Annotated in this window: 21 protein-coding genes; 15 read left to right on the top strand and 6 right to left on the bottom strand. The window is 71.9% G+C overall.

Annotated elements, in window-relative coordinates:
* Positions 1–108: 108 nt before the first annotated feature.
* Positions 109–1,959, bottom strand: coding sequence for a serine hydrolase (locus ACFC79_RS17570; protein ID WP_376241005.1), 1,851 nt, complete (start codon positions 1,957–1,959; stop codon positions 109–111).
* Between the two features lie 182 nt (positions 1,960–2,141).
* Between ACFC79_RS17570 and ACFC79_RS17565 the strand changes: the two genes are divergently transcribed.
* The 4 genes from ACFC79_RS17565 to ACFC79_RS17550 all read left to right on the top strand — a co-directional run bounded on the left by ACFC79_RS17565 (position 2,142) and on the right by ACFC79_RS17550 (position 6,973).
* Positions 2,142–3,251: an NAD(P)H-dependent flavin oxidoreductase gene (locus tag ACFC79_RS17565; protein ID WP_376241003.1), complete on the top strand. Its 1,110-nt coding sequence runs from the start codon at positions 2,142–2,144 to the stop codon at positions 3,249–3,251.
* A complete protein-coding gene (locus tag ACFC79_RS17560; RefSeq protein WP_376241001.1) occupies positions 3,248–4,798 on the top strand; it encodes an acyl-CoA synthetase in 1,551 nt (516 codons plus the stop codon). Before ACFC79_RS17565 ends, ACFC79_RS17560 begins: the two co-directional genes overlap by 4 nt.
* Before the next feature lie 151 nt (positions 4,799–4,949).
* Positions 4,950–5,378, top strand: coding sequence for a DUF3592 domain-containing protein (locus tag ACFC79_RS17555; protein WP_376240999.1), 429 nt, complete (start codon positions 4,950–4,952; stop codon positions 5,376–5,378).
* Positions 5,379–5,473: 95 nt separating this feature from the next.
* Positions 5,474–6,973, top strand: a complete 1,500-nt coding sequence (locus ACFC79_RS17550; protein ID WP_376240997.1) for an acyl-CoA synthetase — start codon at positions 5,474–5,476, stop codon at positions 6,971–6,973.
* A gap of 51 nt (positions 6,974–7,024) precedes the next feature.
* Here ACFC79_RS17550 and paaK read toward each other — a convergent pair whose 3' ends face one another.
* Complete coding sequence (paaK, locus tag ACFC79_RS17545; RefSeq protein ID WP_376240995.1) at positions 7,025–8,314, bottom strand: phenylacetate--CoA ligase PaaK; 1,290 nt, start codon at positions 8,312–8,314, stop codon at positions 7,025–7,027.
* A gap of 172 nt (positions 8,315–8,486) precedes the next feature.
* Positions 8,487–10,115 (bottom strand): FAD-dependent oxidoreductase, encoded by a 1,629-nt coding sequence (locus ACFC79_RS17540; protein WP_376240993.1) that lies wholly within the window; start codon positions 10,113–10,115, stop codon positions 8,487–8,489.
* A gap of 413 nt (positions 10,116–10,528) precedes the next feature.
* On the opposite strand from ACFC79_RS17540, the gene ACFC79_RS17535 reads away from it, so the two are divergent.
* The 7 genes from ACFC79_RS17535 (at position 10,529) to ACFC79_RS17505 (ending at position 15,853) form a co-directional block, all read left to right on the top strand.
* A complete protein-coding gene (locus tag ACFC79_RS17535; protein WP_376241022.1) occupies positions 10,529–11,650 on the top strand; it encodes a SchA/CurD-like domain-containing protein in 1,122 nt (373 codons plus the stop codon).
* 78 nt (positions 11,651–11,728) lie between these two features.
* Positions 11,729–12,163, top strand: a complete 435-nt coding sequence (locus ACFC79_RS17530) for a cupin domain-containing protein (protein WP_376240991.1) — start codon at positions 11,729–11,731, stop codon at positions 12,161–12,163.
* Positions 12,160–13,428 carry a beta-ketoacyl-[acyl-carrier-protein] synthase family protein gene (locus ACFC79_RS17525; RefSeq protein WP_376240989.1) on the top strand — a complete coding sequence of 423 codons (1,269 nt, stop codon included), beginning with the start codon at positions 12,160–12,162 and terminating at the stop codon, positions 13,426–13,428. Before ACFC79_RS17530 ends, ACFC79_RS17525 begins: the two co-directional genes overlap by 4 nt.
* Positions 13,425–14,675, top strand: coding sequence for a beta-ketoacyl synthase N-terminal-like domain-containing protein (locus ACFC79_RS17520; RefSeq protein WP_376240987.1), 1,251 nt, complete (start codon positions 13,425–13,427; stop codon positions 14,673–14,675). Before ACFC79_RS17525 ends, ACFC79_RS17520 begins: the two co-directional genes overlap by 4 nt.
* A 17-nt stretch (positions 14,676–14,692) precedes the next feature.
* Entirely contained in the window at positions 14,693–14,950 is a 258-nt protein-coding gene (locus tag ACFC79_RS17515) for a phosphopantetheine-binding protein (RefSeq protein ID WP_376240985.1), read from the top strand.
* A gap of 1 nt (position 14,951) precedes the next feature.
* Positions 14,952–15,431: an SRPBCC family protein gene (locus tag ACFC79_RS17510; RefSeq protein WP_376240983.1), complete on the top strand. Its 480-nt coding sequence runs from the start codon at positions 14,952–14,954 to the stop codon at positions 15,429–15,431.
* An 89-nt stretch (positions 15,432–15,520) separates the two neighbouring features.
* Positions 15,521–15,853: a TcmI family type II polyketide cyclase gene (locus ACFC79_RS17505; protein ID WP_376240981.1), complete on the top strand. Its 333-nt coding sequence runs from the start codon at positions 15,521–15,523 to the stop codon at positions 15,851–15,853.
* Between the two features lie 81 nt (positions 15,854–15,934).
* On the opposite strand, the gene ACFC79_RS17500 is transcribed toward ACFC79_RS17505, so the two are convergent.
* The 3 genes from ACFC79_RS17500 to ACFC79_RS17490 form a co-directional block, all read right to left on the bottom strand.
* Complete coding sequence (locus tag ACFC79_RS17500) at positions 15,935–17,023, bottom strand: methyltransferase (RefSeq protein WP_376240979.1); 1,089 nt, start codon at positions 17,021–17,023, stop codon at positions 15,935–15,937.
* A 33-nt stretch (positions 17,024–17,056) separates the two neighbouring features.
* Entirely contained in the window at positions 17,057–18,133 is a 1,077-nt protein-coding gene (locus ACFC79_RS17495) for a nitrous oxide reductase family maturation protein NosD (protein WP_376240977.1), read from the bottom strand.
* Between the two features lie 263 nt (positions 18,134–18,396).
* Positions 18,397–20,019 carry an acyl-CoA synthetase gene (locus tag ACFC79_RS17490; protein ID WP_376240975.1) on the bottom strand — a complete coding sequence of 541 codons (1,623 nt, stop codon included), beginning with the start codon at positions 20,017–20,019 and terminating at the stop codon, positions 18,397–18,399.
* Between the two features lie 205 nt (positions 20,020–20,224).
* On the opposite strand from ACFC79_RS17490, the gene ACFC79_RS17485 reads away from it, so the two are divergent.
* Genes ACFC79_RS17485 through ACFC79_RS17470 form a run of 4 tightly spaced genes read left to right on the top strand, consistent with a single transcriptional unit; the run spans position 20,225 to position 24,193 of the window.
* Positions 20,225–21,025 carry a crotonase/enoyl-CoA hydratase family protein gene (locus tag ACFC79_RS17485; RefSeq protein WP_376240973.1) on the top strand — a complete coding sequence of 267 codons (801 nt, stop codon included), beginning with the start codon at positions 20,225–20,227 and terminating at the stop codon, positions 21,023–21,025.
* 14 nt (positions 21,026–21,039) lie between these two features.
* On the top strand, positions 21,040–21,981 hold the full coding sequence (locus tag ACFC79_RS17480; protein WP_376240971.1) for a Zn-ribbon domain-containing OB-fold protein: 942 nt from the start codon (positions 21,040–21,042) through the stop codon (positions 21,979–21,981).
* Positions 21,982–23,034, top strand: a complete 1,053-nt coding sequence (locus tag ACFC79_RS17475) for a thiolase domain-containing protein (RefSeq protein WP_376240969.1) — start codon at positions 21,982–21,984, stop codon at positions 23,032–23,034.
* Positions 23,027–24,193: a thiolase domain-containing protein gene (locus ACFC79_RS17470; protein ID WP_376240967.1), complete on the top strand. Its 1,167-nt coding sequence runs from the start codon at positions 23,027–23,029 to the stop codon at positions 24,191–24,193. The genes ACFC79_RS17475 and ACFC79_RS17470 overlap by 8 nt, the downstream gene beginning before the upstream one ends.
* Positions 24,194–24,334: the final 141 nt, after the last annotated feature.

Here is a 24,334-nt window from a genome sequence, read left to right as displayed (position 1 = left end):
GGTGCGGACCGGCCGGTCCGCGCCCGCTCCGCACCGCTGTCGCCGTCCGGTCGGAGGCCGGGCCGTGCGACGGCAGCGCGAGGACACGGGCCCGGAGCCGCCCGGCCCTCAGTCCGCCGAGGCGGTCCAGCCCCGCGCCTCGATCCGGGCCGCGTCCGCCCGCCCGCTCCCGTCGAAGACGGTACGGCCGCCGCTCTCGACCCGGACCGCGTCCACGTACGCCCCGCGTCCGACGTACAACTGGTCCGTGGTGTACCGCCACCGCAGCCGGACCTCCTTGCCGCGCCACGCGTCGAGGTCGGCGTCGAGCCGGTGCCAGAGCCGGCCGGACCAGCCGGAGACCGAACCCGTCGGATGCGGTTCGGGTGCCGGGCGGCCCTGCCCGGCCCGCGGTTCGGTGCTGAACGGCACCGCCTGCCAGGACGTTCCGCCGTCCGCGGACGCCTCCAGGAGGAGGACGTCGGACCCGGGCTCGGTGTCCCACCACAGGGCGCAGCGCAGCCGGGCCGCCCGGGACGGGGCAAGGCGCAGCGCGGGCAGGGTGAGGGTGGCGCTGGCGGCGCTCGCCATGCCCGAGAACCACGCCGTGCGCCCTGTGGCGGGACGGACCGCGACGGCCCGCGCCATCCGGTTGGCGGCGGCGACGCGCGGGGCGCTCCCGGAACGCCAGTTGCGCACCGGGTGCACCGAGTTGCCGAGGACGATCAGGAACGAGTCGGTCGTCGGGTCCAGGACCAGACTGGTGCCGGTGAAGCCGGTGTGTCCGGCGGTGCTCGGTGTCGCCATCGCACCCATGTACCAGTGCTGGTAGAGCTCGAAGCCGAGGCCGTGCGCGTCGCCGGGGAACGCGGTGTTGAAGTCGGTGAACAGCAGGTCCACCGATGCCTCGGAGAGGATCCTGGCGCGGCCGTAGACCCCGCCGTTGAGCAGGGTGCGGGCGAGGACCGCGAGGTCCCAGGCGCAGGAGAAGACCCCGGCGTGCCCCGCCACTCCGCCCAGGCCGTATGCGTTCTCGTCGTGCACCTCGCCCCAGACCAGGCCGCGGTCCAGGCCGGACCACGGGGCGCGGGCGTCCTCCGTCGCCGCGATCTTCGGCTTCCAGGAGGCAGGCGGGTTGTACCGGGTGCGGTGCATCCCGAGCGGAGCGGTGATCTCCTCGCGGAGCAGAACATCCTGGGTGCGGCCGGTGATCTTCTCCAGCACCAGTTGCAAGGAGATCAGATTGAGGTCGGAGTACAGATAGACGGTGCCGGGCGGGCTGGCCGGCATCTCCTTCCACAGCAGCTCCAGCTTCCCCTCCCGCGTCGGCGCGTCGTACAGCGGGATCCAGGACCGGAACCCCGACGTGTGCGTGAGCAGCTGACGGATGGTGATGTCCTGCTTGCCGCCGCCGGCGAAGTCGGGCAGGTACGAGGCGACCCTCGCCTCCAGCTCCAGCGTCCCGCGCTCGATCTGCTGCACGGCCAGGATCGAGGTGAACAGCTTGGACACCGAGGCCAGGTCGAAGACCGTGTCCTCGGCCATGGCGATCTGCCGCTCCGGCGGGAACTCCACCCCGGTGTCGGTCTTCTCGTCGTAACCGGAGTAGCGCACCGCCTTGCCGATCGGACGGTGCAGCGCCACCGTGCCGCCCCGGCCCGCAAGCAGCACCGCCCCGGCATACCACGGGTGTTGGGGGGAGGGGCCGAGGTATCTCTCCGCGTCGGCCACCAGTTGGTCCAGGTGTTCCGCCAACAGCCCGGCCCGCGCCGGGGATCCGCGCCGCAGCGTCGGCCGCGACCGCCCGGACGCCGCTGCCGGTTCCGCTTCCATTCCCGCCGAACCCGTCCCCGATTCCGTGGCCGACGCCGGTCCCGCGAACGGGATCGGTGCCAGGGCGAGTGCCCCGCCCAGGGCCAGCATGCCACCGCCCAGCCCGCGTCGGCCGATGCCTCTGCCGTGCGTCGCGTCCTCGGTCATCCGGAACCCCTTCCCACCGTACGAAAGTAATTTTCGAAATCACGTCCGAAGATGAAACTTCTTTCCGCCGCAGAGGTTACTGTCACCGCCGCCGCCGGGGATGCCTCGGGCGGCACAAAGAATCTGACACGGCATCAGAAAATCTCTTCCCTCGACCGGCCGGCTGCGGCATCCTGCGCCCCATGGAGACGGAGCTGAGCAAGGAACTGGGAGTCGAGCACGCCATCTTCGGCTTCACGCCCTTCCCGGCGGTGGCCGCCGCCATCACCCGGGCCGGCGGATTCGGCGTACTCGGCGCGGTCCGCTACACCGCCCCGGACGACCTGGCGCGCGACCTCGACTGGATGCAGGAGCACACCGACGGCAAGCCGTACGGCCTCGACGTCGTCATGCCCGCCAAGAAGGTGGAAGGGATCACCGAGGCCGACGTCGAGGCGATGATCCCGGCCGGACACCGCCGGTTCGTCCGGGACACCCTCGCCGAGCACGGCGTACCGGAGCTCGGCGAGGGCGAGACGTCCGGCTGGCGCATCACCGGCTGGATGGAGGACGTCGCCCGGAGCCAGCTCGACGTCGCCTTCGACTACCCCATCAAACTCCTCGCCAACGCGCTCGGATCGCCCCCTGCCGACGTCGTCGACCGCGCCCACGACCGGGGCGTCCTCGTCGCCGCACTCGCAGGCAGCGCCCGGCACGCCCGCCACCACGCCGACGCGGGCATCGACGTCGTCGTGGCCCAGGGGTACGAGGCGGGCGGCCACACCGGAGAGATCGCCTCGATGGTCCTGGTCCCGGACGTGGTCGACGCGGTGGGACCGCTCCCCGTCCTCGCCGCGGGCGGCATCGGATCGGGCGAACAGATCGCCGCCGGACTCGCCCTGGGCGCCCAGGGCGTCTGGCTCGGTTCGCTCTGGCTGACCACGGAGGAAGCCGACCTGCACTCCCGCGCGCTGACCCGCAAGCTCCTTGCCGCGGGCTCCGGCGACACCGTCCGCTCCCGCGCCCTCACCGGTAAACCGGCCCGTCAGCTGCGCACCCGGTGGACCGACGCCTGGGACGACCCCTCGGGCCCGGGCGCCCTGCCCATGCCGCTCCAGGGGCTGCTCGTCGCCGAGGCCGTGTCCCGCATCCAGAAGTACGAGACCGGCGCACTGCTCGGCACCCCGGTCGGCCAGATCGTCGGCCGGATGAACAGCGAACGCGGAGTACAGGCCGTGTTCGACGACCTGACCCGCGGTTTCGAACGCGCCGTGGACCGCATCAACCGCATCGCCGGACGGAGCGCCTCATGACACAGCCGCCCAACGGCTTCTGGGCCCAGGCCGCCGCCGACCCCGGCCGCACGGTGCTGACCGCGCCCGACGGCGAGGACTGGACGGCGGGCCGGCTCCACGCGGCGGCCAACCGCCTGGTCCACGGACTGCGCGCCGCCGGGCTCCGGCGCGGCGACGCCTTCGCGGTCGTCCTGCCCAACGGCGTCGAGTTCGTCACCGCCTACCTGGCCGCCGCCCAGGCGGGCCTCTACCTCGTCCCCGTCAACCACCATTTCGTCGGTCCCGAGATCGCCTGGATCGTGTCCGACTCCGGCGCCAAGGCCCTCATCGCCCACGAGCGGTTCGCCCCGGCGGCGATCGCCGCCGCCGACGAGGCCGGGCTCCCGGCCGCGCACCGCTACGCCGTCGGCGCGATCGACGGCTTCCGGCCGTACGCCGACCTGGCCGAGGGCCGGCCCGGCACGCCGCCCGAGGACCGCACGCTCGGCTGGGTCATGAACTACACCTCCGGCACCACCGGCAGGCCGCGCGGCATCCGCCGCCCGCTGCCCGGCCGACTCCCCGAGGAGAGCCATCTCGGCGGCTTCCTCGGCATCTTCGGCATCGAACCCTTCGACGACAACGTCCACCTGGTCTGCTCGCCGCTCTACCACACGGCCGTCCTCCAGTTCGCGGGCGCGTCCCTGCACATCGGCCACCGACTCGTCCTGATGGACACCTGGGCGCCCGAGGAGATGCTGCGGCTCATCGACACCCACCGCTGCACCCACACGCACATGGTCCCCACTCAGTTCCACCGCCTGCTGGCACTGCCCGACGAGGTGAAGCGGCGCTACGACGTCACGACCATGCGTCACGCCATCCACGGCGCCGCACCCTGCCCCGACCACGTCAAACGCGCCATGATCGACTGGTGGGGCAAGTGCGTCGAGGAGTACTACGCGGCAAGCGAGGGCGGCGGCGCCTTCGCCACCGCCGAGGACTGGCTCAAGAAGCCGGGCACCGTCGGCAGGGCCTGGCCGATCAGCGAACTCGCCGTGTTCGACGACGACGGCAACCGCCTGCCGCCCGGCGAACTCGGCACCGTCTACATGCGGATGGACACCGGCGGCTTCCGCTACCACAAGGACGAGGCCAAGACGGCGAAGAACCGGATCGGCGACTTCTTCACCGTGGGCGACCTCGGCATCCTCGACGAGGACGGCCACCTCTTCCTCCGCGACCGCAAGATCGACATGATCATCTCCGGTGGCGTCAACATCTACCCCGTCGAGATCGAGGGCGTCCTGCTCGGTCACCCCGCGGTCGCGGACGCGGCAGTCTTCGGCATCCCCCACCCCGACTGGGGCGAAGAGGTCCGGGCCGTCGTCGAGCCGGCGCCGGGGCACGAGGCGGGGGACGCGCTCGCCGCCGCGATCCTGCGCCACTGCGAGGGCCGCCTCGCCGGATACAAACTCCCCCGGGGCGTCGGCTTCGTCCAGGAGATGCCCCGCGATCCCAACGGCAAGCTGTACAAGCGGCGGCTGCGCGACCCGTACTGGGAGGACCGGCCGGGCGCCCTGTGACGCACCGTCAGGCGAACGGGCGCGGCGCCGCGACGGGGCGCGATCGGCCCTTGCCGACCGGGGACCGCCACGGGATCATGGCGGTCCAGGTGCCGTCCTTCCGTTCGACGGCGCGGACACCCGACAGGGCCGACAGCATTCCGGGAGAGCCATGGTCATCGCCCTCGTGTACTTCGTCGTCTCCGCGGGCGCGGCCGTGGCCTTCGGCAGGGCCCTGGACCGGCAGCTCCAGGGCCCCCGGCTGCGGGCCGCCTGGGCCGACGGCCTCACCGCCGAGGCCCGGTGCACACGGGTGCGCACCGAGGAGGTCCAGGACGCCGAGGGGGTCCCGGTCGTCCAGACCCACCCGACCCTGGAGTTCCGCACGTCCGAAGGGCGGACCGTCGTCTTCGAGGAACGGCAGGCACGGCTCACCCCGGCCGAGGGGGACCTCCTCACGGTGTACTACGCCGCCGCCGACCCGGAGAACGCGACCACCCGCGCACCGTCGTTCGGCGTGCGCCACACCAGCACCCTGGTCGCCGGCGCGGGCGCCGCGCTCGCCGCGGTCACGGCGGCCGCCCTGGCCGCGCTGCTCTGAACGGGGCCCGGGAACGATCCGCCAGGGCCGCTCCGCCGGACCCGACCGGTGTCCCGACCCTTGACCACAGGCGCCCGGCCGCACAAGATCGCGCCATGACAGGTGTACGGAGCAGCACAGTCGACGGCGTCGTGGCCCGCAGCGCGCGTCGCACCCCCGGGCGCACCGCCGTCCGGTACGGGCAGCGGGGCTGGAGCTACGCGGAGCTGGACGAGGCGGTGAGCACGGCGGCGGCGGTCCTCACCACCGAGCACCGGCTGCGCCCCGGCGACCGGGTCGCCTGCTACGCGCACAACTCGGACGCGTACCTGATCGGCTTCCTCGCCTGCGCCCGCGCGGGCCTGGTCCACGTACCGGTCAACCAGAACCTCACCGGCGACGACCTCGCGTACCTCCTCGACCAGTCCGGCAGCACCCTCGTCCTCACCGACCCGGACCTCGCCTACCGGCTGCCGGACCGGTTCGCCGTACGCGCGCTGCGCGACGCACCCGACTCCTTCCTCGACGCCCTCGCCACCCCGCGCCCCTTCGCCCCGGAACGCGAAACGTCCGCCGAGGACCTCGTCCAGCTGCTCTACACCTCGGGCACCACCGCGCTCCCCAAGGGCGCGATGATGACCCACGGCGCACTCGTCCACGAGTACGTCAGCGCCATCACGGCGCTCGGCCTGCGCGCCGACGACCGGCCCGTCCACTCCCTGCCGCTGTACCACTCCGCGCAGATGCACGTCTTCCTGCTGCCCTACCTGGCCGTCGGCGCATCGAACACCATCCTCGACGCACCCGACGTGGACCGGATCTTCGACCTCGTCGAGTCGGGACGGGCGGACAGCCTCTTCGCCCCGCCGACCGTGTGGATCGGCATCTCCCAGCACCCCGGATTCACCACCCGCGAGCTCTCCGGGCTGCGCAAGGCGTACTACGGCGCCTCGATCATGCCCGTGCCCGTGCTGGAACGGCTCCGCGACCGGCTGCCCGGCCTCGCGTTCCACAACTGCTTCGGGCAGAGCGAGATCGGGCCGCTCGCCACCGTCCTGGGACCCGAGGAGCACGAGGGCCGGATGGACTCCTGCGGCAGACCCGTGCTGTTCGTCGAGGCCAGGGTCGTCGACGAGAACGGCAAGGAGGTGCCCGACGGCACGGCCGGTGAAGTGGTCTACCGCTCGCCCCAGTTGTGCTCGGGCTACTGGGACAAGCCGGAGGAGACCAGCGAGGCGTTCCGGGACGGCTGGTTCCACTCGGGCGACCTCGCCGTGCGCGACGCCGAGGGCTTCCTCACGGTCGTCGACCGGGTGAAGGACGTCATCAACTCGGGCGGTGTCCTCGTCGCCTCCCGCCAGGTCGAGGACGCCCTCTACACCCACCCGTCGGTCGCCGAGGTCGCCGTCGTCGGACTGCCCGACGAGCGCTGGATCGAGGCGGTGACCGCCGTGGTCGTACTGCGCGGCGAGGCGACCGAGGCCGAACTCGTCGACCACGCACGGGAGCGGCTCGCCCGCTTCAAGGCCCCGAAGCGGGTCCTGTTCGTGGACGAACTCCCGCGCAACGCCAGCGGGAAGATCCTCAAGCGGGAACTGCGCGACCGGTTCGCGTGACGCCTCGCGCACGGTCCCGGGACGCCACGCCCCGGGACCGTGCGCGAGCGCCTACCGCCCGCCTCGCTCGTCCACGATCCGCCGGAACTTCCCGACCGAACGCTCCAGCGTCTCGGGATCGACGATCTCGACCCCGACCGACACCCCGATCCCGGCCTTCACCGCGGCGGCGATCGACGAGGCGGCGGCCTTCCGCTGCTCCGGCGCGGCGTCCGGCCGGGCCTCCGCCCGCACGGTCAGGGCGTCCAGGCGGCCCTCGCGGGTCAGCCGCAACTGGAAGTGCGGCGCCACGCCCGGGGTACGCAGCACGATCTCCTCGATCTGCGTCGGGAAGAGGTTCACCCCGCGCAGGATCACCAGGTCGTCGCTGCGCCCGGTCACCTTCTCCATCCGCCGGAACACCCTCGCCGTGCCCGGCAGCAGCCGGGTGAGGTCCCTGGTCCGGTAGCGGATCACCGGCATGGCCTCCTTGGTGAGCGAGGTGAGGACCAGTTCCCCCTCCTCGCCGTCCGGCAGGACCTCCCCGGTGAGCGGGTCGACGACCTCGGGGTAGAAGTGGTCCTCCCAGATGTGCAGCCCGTCCTTGGTCTCCACGCACTCCTGCGCCACGCCGGGCCCGATCACCTCCGACAACCCGTAGATGTCGACGGCGTCGATGGCGAACCGCTCCTCGATCTCGCGCCGCATCTCCTCGGTCCACGGCTCGGCGCCGAAGATCCCGACCTTCAGGGACGTGGACCGGGGGTCGATGCCGCGACGCTCGAACTCGTCGAGGAGCGTCAGCACGTACGACGGCGTCACCATGATGATCTCGGGCCGGAAGTCCTGGATCAGCTGCACTTGACGCCCCGTCATCCCGCCGGAGGCGGGGATCACCGTGCAGCCGAGCCTCTCCGCCCCGTAGTGCGCCCCCAGACCGCCGGTGAACAGCCCGTATCCGTAGGCCACATGGACCTTCTGTCCGGGGCGGCCCCCGGCGGCGCGGATCGAGCGGGCCATCACGTCCGCCCAGGTGTCCAGGTCCCGCCGCGTGTAGCCGACGACGGTCGGACGCCCCGTCGTCCCGCTGGACGCGTGGATCCTGGCCACACGGTCCTCGGGCACGGCGAACATGCCGAAGGGGTAGTTGTCGCGCAGATCCGCCTTGGTCGTGAAGGGGAAGCGCGCCAGATCGGCGAGCGAGCGGCAGTCGTCCGGACGCAGCCCGGCCGCGTCGAACGCGGCGCGGTAGTGGCCGACGTTCTCGTACGCGTGGTGCAGCGTGGCCCGCAACCGCTCCAGCTGGAGGGCCTCCAGCTCGTCCCGGCCCAGTCGTTCCGCCGAGTCCAGCAGAGCCGTCATCCGGATCTCCCTCTTCCGAGCAGGCGACCGATCATTCGGTCGATCTTTCGGGAGAAGTAATTCAGGATGTTCCGGCCCATGGCAAGAGGGGCGACGCGGTGCGTTCGCATCGCCCCTCTTGCCATGGGACCGGACCGGCGGACCGGACCGGCCGGGAGACGCCGCGGGCCGGTCAGGACCGGTGCAGCAGCGAGGTCAGGACCTCCTGGAGGGTGGCGTCCGGGTCGGCGGCGGGGCCCGTCGACCGCCAGGCCACGAAGGCGTCGGGGCGCACCAGGACGGCTCCCTCGGTCGTCGTGCCGTGGGCCTCGGCCCAGTCGGCCCCGCCCTCCGGCTCCAGATCGGCCCCGGGGCCGATGCCGTACACCCGCAGCCGTACCGACAGACGTGCGGAGACCCGCTCGGCAGCCTGCCGCCAGGCCGTGTCCCCGCCGTCGACGAGCAGGACGAACGTGCTCTCGTACAGGTCCAGCGTCGACTTGCGCGCACCGGCCCGACGCACCCAAAGATGTGGTGCGCGGCTGCCGGGCCGGCCGTCCAACTGCATCCGTTCCGGTACCACCGGCTGGTCCGGATCGGCGCCCAGCACGGCGCCCCGGACGTAGCGGTAGCCCAATGCCACGGTCAGCATGCCGCCCTGCCTGCCGCCGCCCGCACCCGGGGCCGGGGAGTAGCCGGGGTGGCTGTGCTCGCTCGAACGCGCCGAGGCCCGCGCGCTGGTCGCCCGCGCCACCGGCAGCCGCTCCGCCTCGTAGGTGTCCAGCAGGCCGGGTCCCGCCTCGCCCCTCAGCACGGCGGCCAGCTTCCAGGCCAGGTTGTGGGCGTCCTGGATTCCGGTGTTGGAGCCGAACGCACCGGTGGGGGACATCTCGTGGGCCGAGTCCCCGGCGAGGAAGATCCGCCCGGACCCGTACCGCTGTGCCACCCGTTCGGCCGCGTGCCACGGCGCCCGCCCGGTGATCTCGACGTCGAGGTCCGGATCACCGACCGCCGCACGGATGTGCCCGGCGCACCGCTCGTCGGTGAAGTCGTCGAGCATTTCACCGAGTTGCGGCTGCCACGGGGCGTGGAACACCCACTCCTGCTCGTTGTCGACCGGCAGCAGGGCACCGTCCGCCGCAGGGTTGGTCAGGTAGCAGACGATGAACCGGCGGTCGCCCACCACCTCGGCGAGCCGCCGGGAACGGAAGGTGATGCTGACGTTGTGGAAGAGGTCGCCGGGCCCGGTCCGGCCGATGCGCAACTGTTCACGGATCGGGCTGCGTGCACCGTCGGCCGCGACGAGGTAGTCCGCCCGGACACTGATGTGCTCACCGGTCTCCCGGCACTTGAGAGCCGCGTCCACCCCGGAACGGTCCTGCTCGAAGCTCTGCAACTCGGTGGAGAAACGCAGGTCGCCGCCCTGCTCGCGGGCAAGGTCCAGCAACACGGGTTCCAGGTCGTTCTGACTGCACAGACACCACCCGGTCGGGCTGAAGCGGGCGAGACCGCCGCCCGGGTCGATCTCCTTGAACAGCCACTCCTGGTCGTCCCCGGTCAGCGACCCCGCCTGCAGGATGCCGTGGTTGTCGGCCAGCACCGATGCCGCGCGGCGGATGCCCGGCTCGGCGCCCGCCGTGCGGAACACCTCCATCGTGCGCACGTTGTTGCCCCGGCCGCGCGGATGCGTCGAGGTGGAACGGTGCTTCTCGACCACCAGGTGCTCGATGCCGAGCCGGCCGAGGAAGAGTGATGTGGACAGGCCCACCAGGGAGCCGCCCACGATGAGGACCGGTACGCGGATGTCGACGTTCTCGTTCATCTGTTGCTCCAGCTCGGACGCCGTTCGATTGCCTGGTGCCGCGCCCGGACAGGGGGTGCCGGGGGAGGCTCGCGGTGCGGGAGGCGCCCCCGTACGGGGACACGTACGCGGGCGATGCGACGACGCGGCGAGGTGCCGTGCCGGGAGTCGCGAGCCGGTGGGGCCTTTTGTTCGCAGCACTGGTTCCATGCCCTCGCCGGAGCGGTTCGGACGGCCGCTCACCTGAACGGTTCATAAATCTCGCGCCACCCGGACCAGCGTTTCACGATCGGTCACGGAGACGATGCCCGCCGTGACTGGGTGGACCGCTCACATCCGCCGGGAGAGTCCCCGCTCCGACACCACTCGCCAACCGACGGTCGACGGCATGCCTTCCGCGCTGCCCGCCACACCGTCTCGAAGGAGACCCCATGATGACCAGCACCCTCTCGGAACGGATCTCCCAGTCCGCGTTCGACGGGTCCAGGCTGCGCGTCGTGCTGCTGCTGGACCTGTACGACGGCGCCCAGAAGCAGTTCCTGGAGGCGTACGAACACCTGCGCAACCAGGTGGCGTCCGTCCCCGGGCACATCAGCGACCAACTGTGCCAGTCCATCGAGAACCCCTCGCAGTGGCTGATCACCAGCGAATGGGAGAGCGCCCCGCCGTTCCTCGCCTGGGTGAACAGCGAGGAGCACGTGGCGACGGTCCAGCCGCTGCACAACTGCGTGCGCGACACCCGTTCGCTGCGCTTCAGCGTCCTGCGGGAGACCGGGAAGGCGTTCGAGGCGGCGCCCGAGGCGGCCAAGGGCAAGCTCCAGGCGTCTCCCCGCCTGGGCGACGGGGTGGTGCGCCACGCGCTCACCTTCACCGTCCAGCCCGGCAGCGAGGACATCGTGGCCAAGATCCTCGCCGATTACGAGTCGCCGAACGCGCGTGTCGACGAGGACACCCGTTTGCGCCGTACCTCGCTCTTCATGCACGGGAACCGCGTCGTGCGGGCCGTCGAGGTCGAGGGCGATCTCCTCGCGGCCCTGCGCCACGTCGCCAGACAGCCCGAGGTCCGGGCCGTCGAGGAGGCCATCAACCCGTACCTGGAGCAGGACCGGGACCTCAGCGACCCGGACAGCGCCCGGATGTTCTTCACCCGGGCGGCGCTGCCGACCGTCCACCACGTCACCGCCGGCCGGCACAAGGCCGAGGACGTCCGCCGCCACGCGCTCTTCTACCAGGCGAAGGAGGGCTGCGGCATGGCGCTCGCCCGACTGCTCGCCGCACACGACGAGGAGGCGGCCGACGACCCGGCGAGCATCATCGACAGCAGCACCATCTTCCAGCGCGACGACGTCGTGGTCCGCCTCCTCGAAGCGGCCGGCCCCATCGACGCGCACCCCGCCCAGGCGGTCGGCATCGACGGCCCCGGCAAGCTCGCCCGGCTCGGACGACTCCTCGACGGCGCCGCGAACGCCGTCCCCACCGACGACCGGGAGATCCCGGACTTCCTCAGGAGGGCCGAGATGGCGCTGATCACCGATCGGCGGGCCTCGGAGTCCTGACCCGGGCATCCGCGCCCCCTGGGGGGTTCTCGCTCGACCCGTCACTACAACGCGCAACGTGCCAGGAGGAAAGCAGACATGACCACGCACCGGCCACGCATCGTGGACCTCAGCGAGACGCAGCCCAACCGCAGGCGCGGGGGAGACCTCCGCGCCATGCTCACCCCGACGGCGGTGGGAGCCACGAGCGGCTTCATGGGGCTGGCCATCGTCCAGCCCGGCGACCGCATCGGCGAGCACTATCACCCGTACTCCGAGGAGTTCGTGTACGTCGTCGACGGTCTCCTGGAAGTGGACCTGGACGACGAGCCGTACCGGATGCGGCCCGACCAGGGCCTGCTGATCCCTCCGCACGTACGCCACAGGTTCCGCAACGTGGGCGATGTCGAGGCGCGCATGGTCTTCCACCTCGGCCCGCTCGCCCCGCGACCGGAACTCGGCCACGTCGACACCGAGCACACCGGGTCCGCCGACCGTGTCATGCCGCCGGAGCGGACGGAGGCCCCCTCATGACCCGACGCGTGGCGGTCACCGGCGTCGGTGTCGTCGCGCCCGGCGGCATCGGCACGCCGGCCTTCTGGGACCTCCTCGCGAACGGACGGACCGCGACCCGCGGCATCACGCTCTTCGACCCCACCGGCTTCCGCTCCCGCATCGCCGCCGAGTGCGACTTCGATCCGGCGGCGCACGGGCTGGACGCCGACCAGGTCGCCAGGGCGGACCGCTACGTCCAGTTCGCGATGGTGGCCGCCCGGGAGGCCCTCGCCGACGCGGGGCTCGATCCGGGGAAGGAGGACCCCTGGCGCATGGGGGTGTCGCTGGGCACCGCGGTCGGCGGCACCACCCGGCTGGAGCACGACTACGTCGCCGTCAGCGCCGGCGGAACCCGATGGGACGTCGACCACCGGCCCGCCGGCCCCCATCTGGAACGGGCCTTCTCGCCCAGCACCCTCGCCTCGGCGGTCGCCGAGCAGGTCGGCGCGCACGGACCGGTGCAGACCGTGTCCACGGGCTGCACCTCCGGTCTCGACGCGATCGGATACGCCTTCCAGACCATCGAGGAGGGCCGCGCGGACGTCTGCGTCGCCGGGGCGTCGGACTCGCCGATCACCCCGATCACCGTGGCGTGCTTCGACGCGATCAAGGCCACCTCGCCCAACAACGACGACCCGGAGCACGCCTCCCGGCCGTTCGACGCCCGCCGCGACGGGTTCGTCATGGGCGAGGGCGGCGCGGTGCTCGTCCTGGAGGAGCTGGAGCACGCCCGCGCCCGCGGCGCGACCGTGTACTGCGAGATCACCGGCTACGCCACCTTCGGCAACGCCTACCACATGACCGGGCTGACACCCGAGGGACTGGAGATGGCCGAGGCGATCGACCGCGCACTCGGCCACGCCCGGCTCGACGGCTCGCAGATCGACTACGTCAACGCGCACGGCTCGGGCACCAAGCAGAACGACCGGCACGAGACGGCCGCCGTGAAGCGGGCGCTGGGCGCGCACGCCTACGACGTGCCGATGAGTTCGATCAAATCCATGGTCGGCCACTCGCTGGGGGCGATCGGGGCGATAGAGATCGCCGCCTGCGTGCTCGCGCTGGTCCACCAGACCGTGCCGCCGACGGCCAACTACGAGAGCCCGGACCCGGAGTGCGACCTCGACTACGTGCCGCGCACCGCCCGTCCGCTGAAGCTGCGCAACGTCCTCTCGGTCGGCAGCGGCTTCGGCGGATTCCAGTCCGCGGTGGCCCTGAGCCGAACAGGTGGGAGGACACCATGAGAACCCGCAGAGCGCGGCGCACCGTCGTCACCGGCATCGGTGTCGTCGCCCCCGGCGGAACCGGCACCGAGGGGTTCTGGAAACGGACCCACGAAGGGATCAGCGTCCTGGACCGGGTCACCCGCGAGGGGTGCGAGCACCTCCCGCTGCGGATCGCGGGCGAGGTGCGTGACTTCGAGGCCGCCGAACTGATCGAGGAACGCTTCGTCGTCCAGACCGACCGGTTCACGCACTTCGCGATGGCCGCCGCGGACATCGCGCTGGACGACGCCCGGCTGGGCCGCGCCGACTACGAGAACACACCGTTCGACGTCGGCGTGGTGACCGCCGCCGGATCCGGCGGCGGCGAATTCGGCCAGCGCGAACTCCAGCGCCTGTGGGGGCAGGGTTCCACCTACGTGGGCCCCTACCAGTCCATCGCCTGGTTCTACGCCGCCAGCACCGGCCAGATCTCGATCCGCGGCGGCTTCAAGGGGCCGTGCGCGGTCGTGGCCAGCGACGAGGCGGGCGGCCTGGACGCCCTGGCACACGCCGCCCGTTCGATCCGCGGCGGTGCCGAGGCGGTGGTGGTCGGCGCGGCCGAGGCCCCGCTGGCGCCCTACTCGGTGGTGTGCCAGCTCGGCTACGCGGACCTGAGCACCCGCGACGAACCGACCCGCGCCTACCTGCCGTTCACCTCGGACGCCTGCGGATTCGTCCCGGCCGAGGGCGGCGCCATGCTGGTCGTCGAGGAGGAGCAGTCGGCCCGCCGACGCGGGGCCCGGATCCGGGCCGAGGTCGCCGGACACGCCGCCACCTTCACCGGGGCGTCCCGTTGGGAGGAGTCCCGTGAGGGACTTGCCCAGGCGATCATCGGTGCGCTGCGCGAGGCCGACTGTGCGCCGGACGAGATCGACGTCGTCTTCGCGGACGCGCTCGGTGTTCCGGCCGCCGACCGGGCCGAGGCACTCGCCATCGCGGACGCGCTCGGCGCGCACGGCAGACAGGTCCCGGTGACGGCGCCCAAGACCGGAACCGGCCGCGCCTACTGCGGAGCGCCGGTCCTGGACACGGCCGCCGCCGTGCTCGCCATGGAGAACGCCCTGATACCGCCCACGCCGAACGTCTACGAGGTGTGCCACGACCTCGACGTCGTCACCGGCAGCGCCCGCCCCGCCGAACTGCGGACGGCGCTGGTGCTCAGCCGGGGGCTCATGGGCTCGAACGCGGCGATGGTGCTGCGGGCCTCCACCGACACCCCCTCGTGAGTAAGGAAGAAAACCTCATGACCGACCGACTGACCTACGCGGAACTCGCCGTCCTGATGAAGAAGGGCGCCGGACTCACCGTGGACCCGCACGAGATGGAACAGCGCCCCGGGACCGCCTTCGACGAGTTCGGCCTCGACTCGCTGGGCCTCCTCGGCATCGTCGGCGTGCTCGAGAACCGGCACGGCAGGGCACTGCCGACCGACGCCGACCGCTGCAAGACCCCCCGGGAATTCCTCGACCTCGTCAACAACAGCCTCATGCAAGGAGCCTGACGTGTCCGGACACACCGAGAACGAGATCATCATCGCCGCGCCCCTGGACCTGGTCTGGGACGTGACGAACGACCTGGAGAACTGGCCGAGCCTGTTCAGCGAGTACGCCGCGGTCGAGGTCGTCGAACGCGACGGCGACCGGACGAAGTTCCGCCTGACCATGCATCCCGACGAGAACGACAAGGTCTGGAGCTGGGTCTCCGAGCGCACCGTCGACCGCGCCGCCCGCACGGTCCGCGCCCGCCGTGTCGAGCCGGGCCCGTTCCAGCACATGGACATCCGCTGGGAGTACTCCGAGGTTCCCGGCGGCACGAGGATGCACTGGACCCAGGACTTCGCGATGCGGCCCGACGCACCCGTCGACGACGCGTGGATGACCGACAACATCAACCGCAACTCCAAGGTCCAGATGGGCCTCATCCGCGACAAGATCGAGCAGCGTGCCCGTGAGCGCCGCGCCGCCCCGGTGTCGGCAGGCTGACCTCGGCCCCGCCCCCCAAAGAAACGCACACGGCCCGGCACCCGGTGACACACCGGGTGCCGGGCCGGGATCGAGAAAGGCCCGCAACGATGCACCACGCCCTGATCGTCGCCCGGATGGCACCCGGTTCGGCGCCGGCCATCGCCGAACTGTTCGCCGCCTCCGACAGCACCGAACTGCCGCACCTCGTCGGTGTCACCCGGCGCAAGCTCTTCCAGTTCGGCGACGTCTACCTGCACCTGATCGAGTCGGAGCGCCCGCCGGGCCCCGAGATCGCCAAGGTGACGCAGCACCCGGAGTTCAAGGCCATCAGCGAACGGCTCAGCGCCCATGTGAGCGCGTACGACCCGGAGACCTGGCGCAGCCCGAAGGACGCCATGGCCCACGAGTTCTACCGGTGGGAACGCGCGACCGACGGATAGTGGCGCGCGGACGGGGGAGCGCCCCGGGTCCGGCCGGACCGCCGGACCCGGGGCGCTCCCGTTCCTTCCCGGTGCGCGGGCTCAGCCGGGCACCACGCATTCGAAGGCGTGCAGGTAGGCGTTGACCGGCACGATCCTGTCGATCGTCAGGCCGGCGCCGGAGATCCGGCCGACCAGGCTGTCCGTGGTGTGCTTGGCACCGCCGACGTTGAGGAGCAGCAGCAGGTCCATCGCGGTGGTGAACCGCATCGAGGGGCTGTCGTCGACGAGGTTCTCGATGACGACGACCCGGGCCCCCGGGCGGGCCGCGGCGGCCACGTTGCGCAGGGTCCGGCGTGTGCTGTCGTCGTCCCATTCCAGGATGTTCTTGATGATGTAGAGGTCGGCCTCGACCGGGATGGCCTCGCGGCAGTCCCCGGCCACGATCCGGGTGCGGTCGACGAGGGCGCCCTCGTCCCGCAGCCGGGCGTCGGCCCGTGCCACCACGCCCGGCAGGTCCATCAGGGTGCCGCGCAGCGACGGGTGCTTCTCCAGCAGACTCGCCAGCACGTGGCCCTGGCCGCCGCCGATGTCGGCGACCGAGGAAACCCCGGTGAGATCGAGGAGTTCGGCGACGTCCAGTGCGGACTGCACACTGGAGGTGGTCATGGCCCGGTTGAAGATCTGCGCCGACTCGTGGGCGTCCTGGTGCAGGTAGTCGAAGAACCCCTTGCCGTGCACGTCCGGGAAGACGCTCCGGCCGGTGCGCACCGCGTCGTCGAGACGGGGCCACACCTCCCAGGTCCAGGGTTCGGTGCACCACAGCGAGATGTCGCGCAGGCTGTGCGGGTCGTCCTCGCGCAGCAGCCGGGACATCTCGGTGTGCGCGAAGCACCCGTCCGGTGTCTCGGTGAAGATCCCGTAGCAGGACAGGGCGCGCAGCAGCCTGCGCAGCGGCGCCGGTTCGGTCCCCACCAGCGTGGCGAGCTCCTGCGCGTCGGCGGGTGTGTCGCCCAGTGCGTCGGCGACGCCGAGGCGGGCCGCGGCGCGCACGGCGGCGGCGCGGGCCGCCCCGAAGACGATCTCGCGCAGCTGCATGGCCGGCTGCGGTGGTGCGACGGGGTGCGGGACGGAGGCGTGGACGGTGGTCGAGGCGGGGGTGGTTGCGGGGGTGGGACTCACAGTGGTCATGCTGAATCGCTTCTCCTCGTGCGGGTGCCCCGGTCAGCACATCCCGGCCGGTGCGGACCTCGCGCAGACGTTGGTGGTGAAGGTGTTGCCCTTGCCGGTGTCGCCGTCGGCCAGGTCGGCGGGCTTGTTGCCGAGCGTGACGTTGCCGCTGACGGTGTTGCCGGTGTTCTTCGCGCCCACGAAGCTCTTGAACAGCACGACGCCGCCCGACATCGGTGTGGCGCCCACGTTGTCGCTGATCGTGTTCGCCCGCACCTGCGTGTCCACGGTGCCGGTCAGCACGATGCCGGACCCCTGGATGGCGGGCAGCCGTTCCGTCTTGGCGCAGTACTTGTTGTTCGCGTTGATCCGGTTCGCCCGGATCGTCATGGCCCCGGCCTGCGGTCTGCCCTCGTCGCCCACCACGAACACACCGCTGCAGTTGCCGGTGAACGTGTTGTCGTGGACCGAGAGGTTCCTGACGCGCCTGGCGGTGAAACCGATGCGGTTGTCCGTCAGCGTGTTGTCCCGGAGCTCGGTGCCCCGGGTGTCGGTGGCGCCGCCCTCCTCGTCGACGGTGTTGGCGACGAAGATGCCCGCGTCGCCGTTGGCGCGTGCCGTGTTGCCGGCGAACGAGCCCCGGGTCGAACGTTCCTGGGCGATGCCCCAGACACCGTTGTGGTCGGCGGTCACGCGCCGCACGGACAACCGGTCCGTCCAGGACGCCCACACGCCGTGCTTCGGGAAGCCGGAGACGGTCAGCGAGTCGATGGTCACGCCGTCGACGGTCCCGCCGGACCGTCCCAGGACGCAGATGCCGCTGCCGGCCTTCGTGCAGGCGTCGGCGGCCCCCGCCTTCGGCGTCTTCCCGGCCGGTGGACGGATCACGGTCCGGTCGCCGTGGCCGCGCAGGGTCAGTCCGGGCTTGGTGACCAGGACGGTCTCCCGGTACGTTCCGGGCTGGACGAGGACGGTGTCACCCGGCGCGGCCGCGTCCACCGCCTTCTGTATCGACTGGCCCGGCCGCACCACATGGGGGGCCGTGGCCGAGGCGGACGGTATGGACGCCCCGAGTCCCGCGGTCGAGAGGACCGCGACCGGGACCAGGGCCTTGAGGTGTCGGTTTCTCATATGCCGAAGCTATGGGCGATCTACCCCCTTTGCCACATAGGGTGAGCGGTCGGGTACCCGGTATCCCCGCAATGGCTCACGGCACGTGTCGCCGCCCCGCACCGGAGGCGGACGTCCTGCCGTGGCACTTGGCGGGATCGGCCCCGGTGGCGACGGGGCGCTCGTCCGACGGCTCCGGGCAGGGCTGTTCGGGTGCCTCGCGACGGGGACGTCCGGGCCGGCGGGAACGTTCCCGGCCCCGGCGCCGCGTGCTTCCCGGGTCGTCAGTCCTCGCGCCCGGCGGCGGCGACCGTGCGGGCCCACCGGTAGTCGGCCTTGCCGCTCGGGGAGCGCCGGATCTGCGGGGTGATCACCAGCCGTCGCGGGACCTTGTAGCCCGCCAGCCGGGACCGGCAGTGGGTCTGGACGTCGTCGAGCGAGGGCTCGGCCGCCCCCTCGCGCAACTGCACCACGGCCGCGACATGGCTGCCCCACCGCTCGTCCGGCACTCCGGCGACCAGTGCGTCGTACACGTCCGGGTGCGCCTTCAGTGCCTGCTCGACCTCCTCGGGATACACCTTCTCGCCCCCGGTGTTGATGCACTGCGAGCCCCGGCCCAGGACGGTGACGATGCCGTCCGCGTCCACGGTCGCCATGTCGCCGAGCAGGACCCAGCGCTGCCCCTCCCGCTCGAAGAACGTGTCGGCAGTCTTGCGCGGATCGTTGTAGTAGCCGAGCGGCACGTGGCCGCACTGGGCGAGCCGCCCCGGCTCGCCGGGCGCCACCGGTTCGCGCGTTGCCGGATCGACCACGGCCGTACGGGAGTTGACCTGGAGCCGGAACCCCTTCTCCGGCCCCGAGTCGGCCGTCGCGGTGCCGTTGAAACCGGACTCCGACGAACCGAAGTTGTTCAGCAGCATCGCCGTGGGCACCAGTGCCCGGAACTCCGCGCGCACCGAGTCCGACATGATCGCGCCCGAACTGGAGACGGAGAACAGCGACGAACAGTCGGTGCCCCTCAGCGGCCCCCGCAGCGCGTCGATCAGCGGTCGCAGCATCGCGTCGCCCACCAGTGAGACGCTGGTGACCTTCTCCCTCTCGATCGTCCGCAGTACCTCCTCGGGTGCGAACTTGCGGTGGAGGACGACCCGTTGGCCGAAGTCGAAGGCGATGAACGCGGTGAGTGTCGATGTCCCGTGCATCAGCGGGGGAGTGGGGAAGAAGGTGATCCCGTCCCCGCCCGCGGCCACCCGCTCGGCCAGCTCCTGCGGGGTCCGCACCGGCTCGCCGGTCGGCGCGCCCCCACCGAGGCCGGAGAAGAAGAGGTCCTCCTGGCGCCACATCACGCCCTTGGGCATCCCGGTGGTGCCCCCGGTGTAGATGATGAACTGGTCGTCGGCGGACCGCCGGGGGAAGCCGCGGTCCGGGCTTCCGGCCGCCTCCGCGTCCGTGAACGCCACGGCGTCCGGGCCCCGCACACCCGCCGCGGGCGTACCCACCCGGATGAGGTGGCGCAGAGCCGGGGCCTCCGGGGCGGCCATCCGGACCCGGTCGTCGAACTCGGCGTCGAAGACCAGGGCCGCCAGGTCCGCGTCCCGGTAGAGGTAGACCAACTCGTCTTCCACGTAGCGGTAGTTGACATTGACCGGGACGACACGGGCCTTGAGGCAGGCGAGTAACGTCTGGAGGTACTCGATTCCGTTGTAGAGGTGCAGCCCCAGGTGTTCACCGGCGGTGATCCCGCTGTCCAGCAGGTGGTGGGCGATGCGGTTGGCCGCCGCGTCCAGCTCCGCGTACGTCAGCCGGCGTTCCGCGCCCGTACCCGGATGGTCCACGTAGACGAGCGCCTCGCGTTCCGGGACCGCGTCGACGACCGACTCGAACAGGTCGGCAAGGTTGTACTCCACCGTTCCTCCTGACCCCGGCTGCTGACTGACACGGCGTCATTAGAGCGCCGGGAGGCGCAAGTGGGAAGGGCGCCACCGAATAAATCTGACTACCTGTCAGAAAACTATTGAACTGGCCATCGACCTACTGCAACCTGTTCCAGTGCTGCGATCGGCAGGGCCCGCCGGAGGGCCGCCAGGTCGTGAGACGGGAGGCAGTCGAACCATGGGCGGTACCGAACACCTCACCGTGCGGCGCGAGGGCGCGACGCTGGTGCTCACCTTGAACAGGCCCGAGGCGAAGAACGCCCTCTCGCTGCCGATGCTGGTCGGGCTGTACGACGGCTGGCTGGCCGCGGACGCGGACGACGCGATCCGCTCGATCGTCCTCACCGGCGCGGGCGGCTGCTTCTGTGCCGGAATGGACCTCAAGGCCCTGGCAGGCAGGGGGATGGAGGGCGAGGCGTACCGCGACCGGATGACGGCCGACCCCGACCTGCACTGGAAGGCGATGCTGCGCCACCACCGACCGCGCAAACCGGTGATCGCAGCCGTCGAGGGCCCCTGCGTCGCGGGCGGCACCGAGATCCTCCAGGGCACCGACATCCGCATCGCCGCGGCGGGCGCCACCTTCGGACTCTTCGAGGTCAGGCGCGGCCTCTTCCCCATCGGGGGCTCGACGGTACGGCTGCCGCGCCAGATAGCCCGTACCCACGCGCTCGAAATGCTCCTCACGGGACGCCCCTACAGCGCGGAGGAGGCCGCCGCCATCGGGCTGATCGGCCGGGTCGTGCCCGACGGCACCGCCCTGGAAGCCGCCCTCGGCGTCGCCGAGCGGATCAACGCCTGCGGACCGCTCGCCGTAGAGGCCGTCAAGGCATCCGTGTACGAGAGCGCCGACCTGACCGAGACCGAGGGCCTCGCGGCCGAACTGAGACACGGGTGGCCGGTCTTCGCCACCGACGATGCCGAGGAAGGCGCCCGCGCCTTCGCCGAGAAGCGCCCGCCCGTCTACCGGCGCTCCTGAACGAGGAGGCAACCGTGCCCGACATCCTCAGCGCACCCCTGGTGGTCGAATTCCCCTTCACCCGCTCCCTCGGACCGGTCCAGAGCGCCTTCCTCACCGGACTGCGCCAACGCACCGTCCTCGGCGTCCGGACCGAGGCGGGAAAGGTCCTGGTCCCGCCCGTCGAGTACGACCCCGTCACCGCGGCGGAGATCCGCGACCTGACCGAGGTCGCCCCGACCGGCACCGTCACCACCTGGGCCTGGAACCCCGCCCCGCGCCCCGGCCAGCCGCTCGGCACCCCCTTCGCCTGGGTCCTGGTGCGCCTGGACGGCGCCGACACCTCCCTGCTGCACGCCCTGGCCGCCCCCGGCCCCGAAACCGTCCGCAGCGGCATGCGGGTCCGGATCCGCTGGGCCGCCGAGCGCACCGGCGCCATCACGGACATCGCCTGCTTCGAGCCGCACGACGGCGAGGCGGGCGAAGCGGCCCCGCACAGCGGCGAGTTCGCCGACCCCGTGCTCGGCATCGTGACCCCGGCCCGGCTCGACTACCGGTACACCCCCGGCCGCGCCCAGAGCGCGTACCTCGACGCGCTGTCCGGGCGCCGCGTCGTCGGGGAACGCTGCCCGTCCTGCGCCAAGGTCCACGTACCGCCCCGAGGCGCCTGCCCCACCTGCGGCGTCGCCACCACCGAACGGGTCGAGGTCGGCCCGCGCGGCACGGTCACCACCTTCTGCGTCGTCAACATCAAGGCCCGGAATCTCGACATCGAGGTCCCCTACGTCTACGCGCACGTCGCCCTCGACGGGGCGGACCTCGCCCTGCACGCCCGGATCGGCGGCATCCCGTACGACCGGGTGCGCATGGGCCTGCGGGTCGAACCCGTCTGGACCGGAGGAGGACGCCACCCCGACCACTACCGGCCGACCGGGGAGCCGGACGCCGACTACGACACCTACAAGGAGCTGCTGTAGATGCGAGACGTGGCGATAGTCGCCTTCGCCCAGACGGATCACCTGCGGCGCACCGACGAACTCTCCGAGGTCGAGATGCTGATGCCGGTGCTCCACCGGGTCCTGGACGCGACCGGCCTCACGACCGGCGACATCGGCTTCACCTGCTCCGGCTCCAGCGACTACCTGGCAGGACGCGCCTTCTCCTTCACCATGGCGCTCGACGGGGTCGGCGCCTACCCGCCGATCTCCGAGTCCCACGTGGAGATGGACGGCGCCTGGGCGCTGTACGAGGCATGGGTCAAGATACGCACCGGTCAGGCGGACACCGCACTCGTCTACGCCTACGGAAAGTCCTCGCCCGGCACCGTGCGCGACGTCCTCACCCGCCAGCTCGACCCGTACTACGTCGGCCCGCTCTGGCCGGACTCCGTCGCGCTCGCCGCGCTCCAGGCCCAGGCACTGATCGACGCGGGCGACACCGACGAGGCCGCACTCGCCACGATCGCCGCCCGCAGCCGCACCGCCGCCGCGGACAATCCGCACGCCCAGCTCACCGGGCCGGTCCCGGCGGGCGACTACGTCGTACGGCCGCTGCGCACCGGCGACTGCCCACCCGTCGGCGACGGCGCTGCCGCCGTGATCCTCGCCGCCGACGACACCGCGCGGGCCCGGTGCCCGCGCCCCGCCTGGATCCGCGGCATCGACCACCGCATCGAGGCGCACGGCCTCGGGGTGCGCGAACTCACCGAGTCGCCGTCCACCCGGCTCGCCGCCGAACGCGCCGGTGCCTTCGAACGCCCCGTGGACACCGCCGAGCTGCACGCCCCGTTCACCTCCCAGGAAGTGGTGCTGCGCAAGGCACTCCGGCTCGACGGCACCGTCACGGTCAACCCGTCCGGCGGCGCGCTCGCCGCCAACCCCGTCATGGCGGCCGGACTGATCCGGCTCGGCGAGGCCGCGGCACGCATCCACCGCGGCGAGTCCGACCGGGCACTCGCCCACGCCACCTCCGGGCCCTGCCTGCAACAGAACCTGGTCGCCGTACTCGAGGGGGAGAGCGCCCATGCCTGAGGAGCCCGTGGCCGTCGTCGGCATCGGCCAGACGAAGCACGCCTCGGCCCGCCGCGACGTCTCCATCGCCGGACTCGTCCGCGAAGCCGCCCTCCGGGCGCTGGAGGACGCGGGGCTGACCTGGACGGACATCGACGCCGTCGTGATCGGCAAGGCCCCCGACTTCTTCGAGGGCCTGATGATGCCCGAGCTGTACCTCGCCGATGCGCTCGGCGCGGTCGGCAAACCCATGCTGCGGGTGCACACCGCGGGCTCGGTCGGCGGATCCACCGCGCTCGTCGCCGCCAACCTGGTCTCCGCACGGGTACACCGCACCGTCCTCACCCTCGCCTTCGAGAAGCAGTCCGAGTCCAACGCCATGTGGGGCCTCTCGCTCCCGATCCCCTTCCAGCAGCCGCTGCTCGCCGGGGCGGGCGGCTTCTTCGCCCCGCACGTGCGGGCCTACATGCGCCGCGCCGGCGCACCCGGCACGATCGGCTCGCTCGTCGCGTACAAGGACCGCCGCAACGCGCTGAAGAACCCGTACGCGCACATCCACGACCCGGACATCACCCTGGAGAAGGTAAGGGCCGCCCCGATGCTCTGGGATCCCATCCGCTACTCGGAGACCTGCCCGTCCTCCGACGGGGCCTGCGCGATGATCCTCACCGACCGCGCCGGAGCGGACCGTTCACCGCACCCGCCCGCCTGGGTGCACGGCGGTGCGATGCGCAGCGAGCCGACGCTCTTCCCCGGCAAGGACTTCGTCTCCCCGCGTGCCGGCCGGGACTGCGCCGCCGACGTGTACCGGCAGGCGGGCATCGTGGATCCACGCCGGGAGATCGACGTCGTGGAGATGTACGTGCCGTTCTCCTGGTACGAGCCGATGTGGCTGGAGAACCTCGGCTTCGCGGACGAGGGCGAGGGCTGGAAGCTGACCGAGTCCGGCGTCACCGAGTTCGACGGCGATCTCCCGGTGAACCCCTCCGGCGGTGTGCTCTCCACCAACCCCATCGGCGCCTCGGGCATGATCCGCTTCGCCGAGGCCGCGTTGCAGGTACGGGGACGGGCCGGTGAGCACCAGGTCGACGGGGCGCGCACGGCACTGGGCCACGCCTACGGCGGCGGGGCGCAGTTCTTCTCCATGTGGCTGGTCGGAGCCGAACCGCCCGGCAACTGACCGCGGGGCCGCCGGGGGCGGGGGAGGGCCCCGGTGCGGTCCCGCCCCCGGCCGGACCACCCGGACGGCCCGCTGCCGTGTCACCGGCCCGGCCGCGGGGACCGTGCCGGTACCGGAGACGACCGGCCACGGAATCGCCAC

Origin of the sequence: Streptomyces sp. NPDC056061 (assembly GCF_042266885.1) — a bacterium.
In the GTDB taxonomy this organism is placed as follows: domain Bacteria; phylum Actinomycetota; class Actinomycetes; order Streptomycetales; family Streptomycetaceae; genus Streptomyces.
Note: the sequence above shows the minus strand (reverse complement) of the source record. Positions and strands in the feature narration are given on the sequence as shown.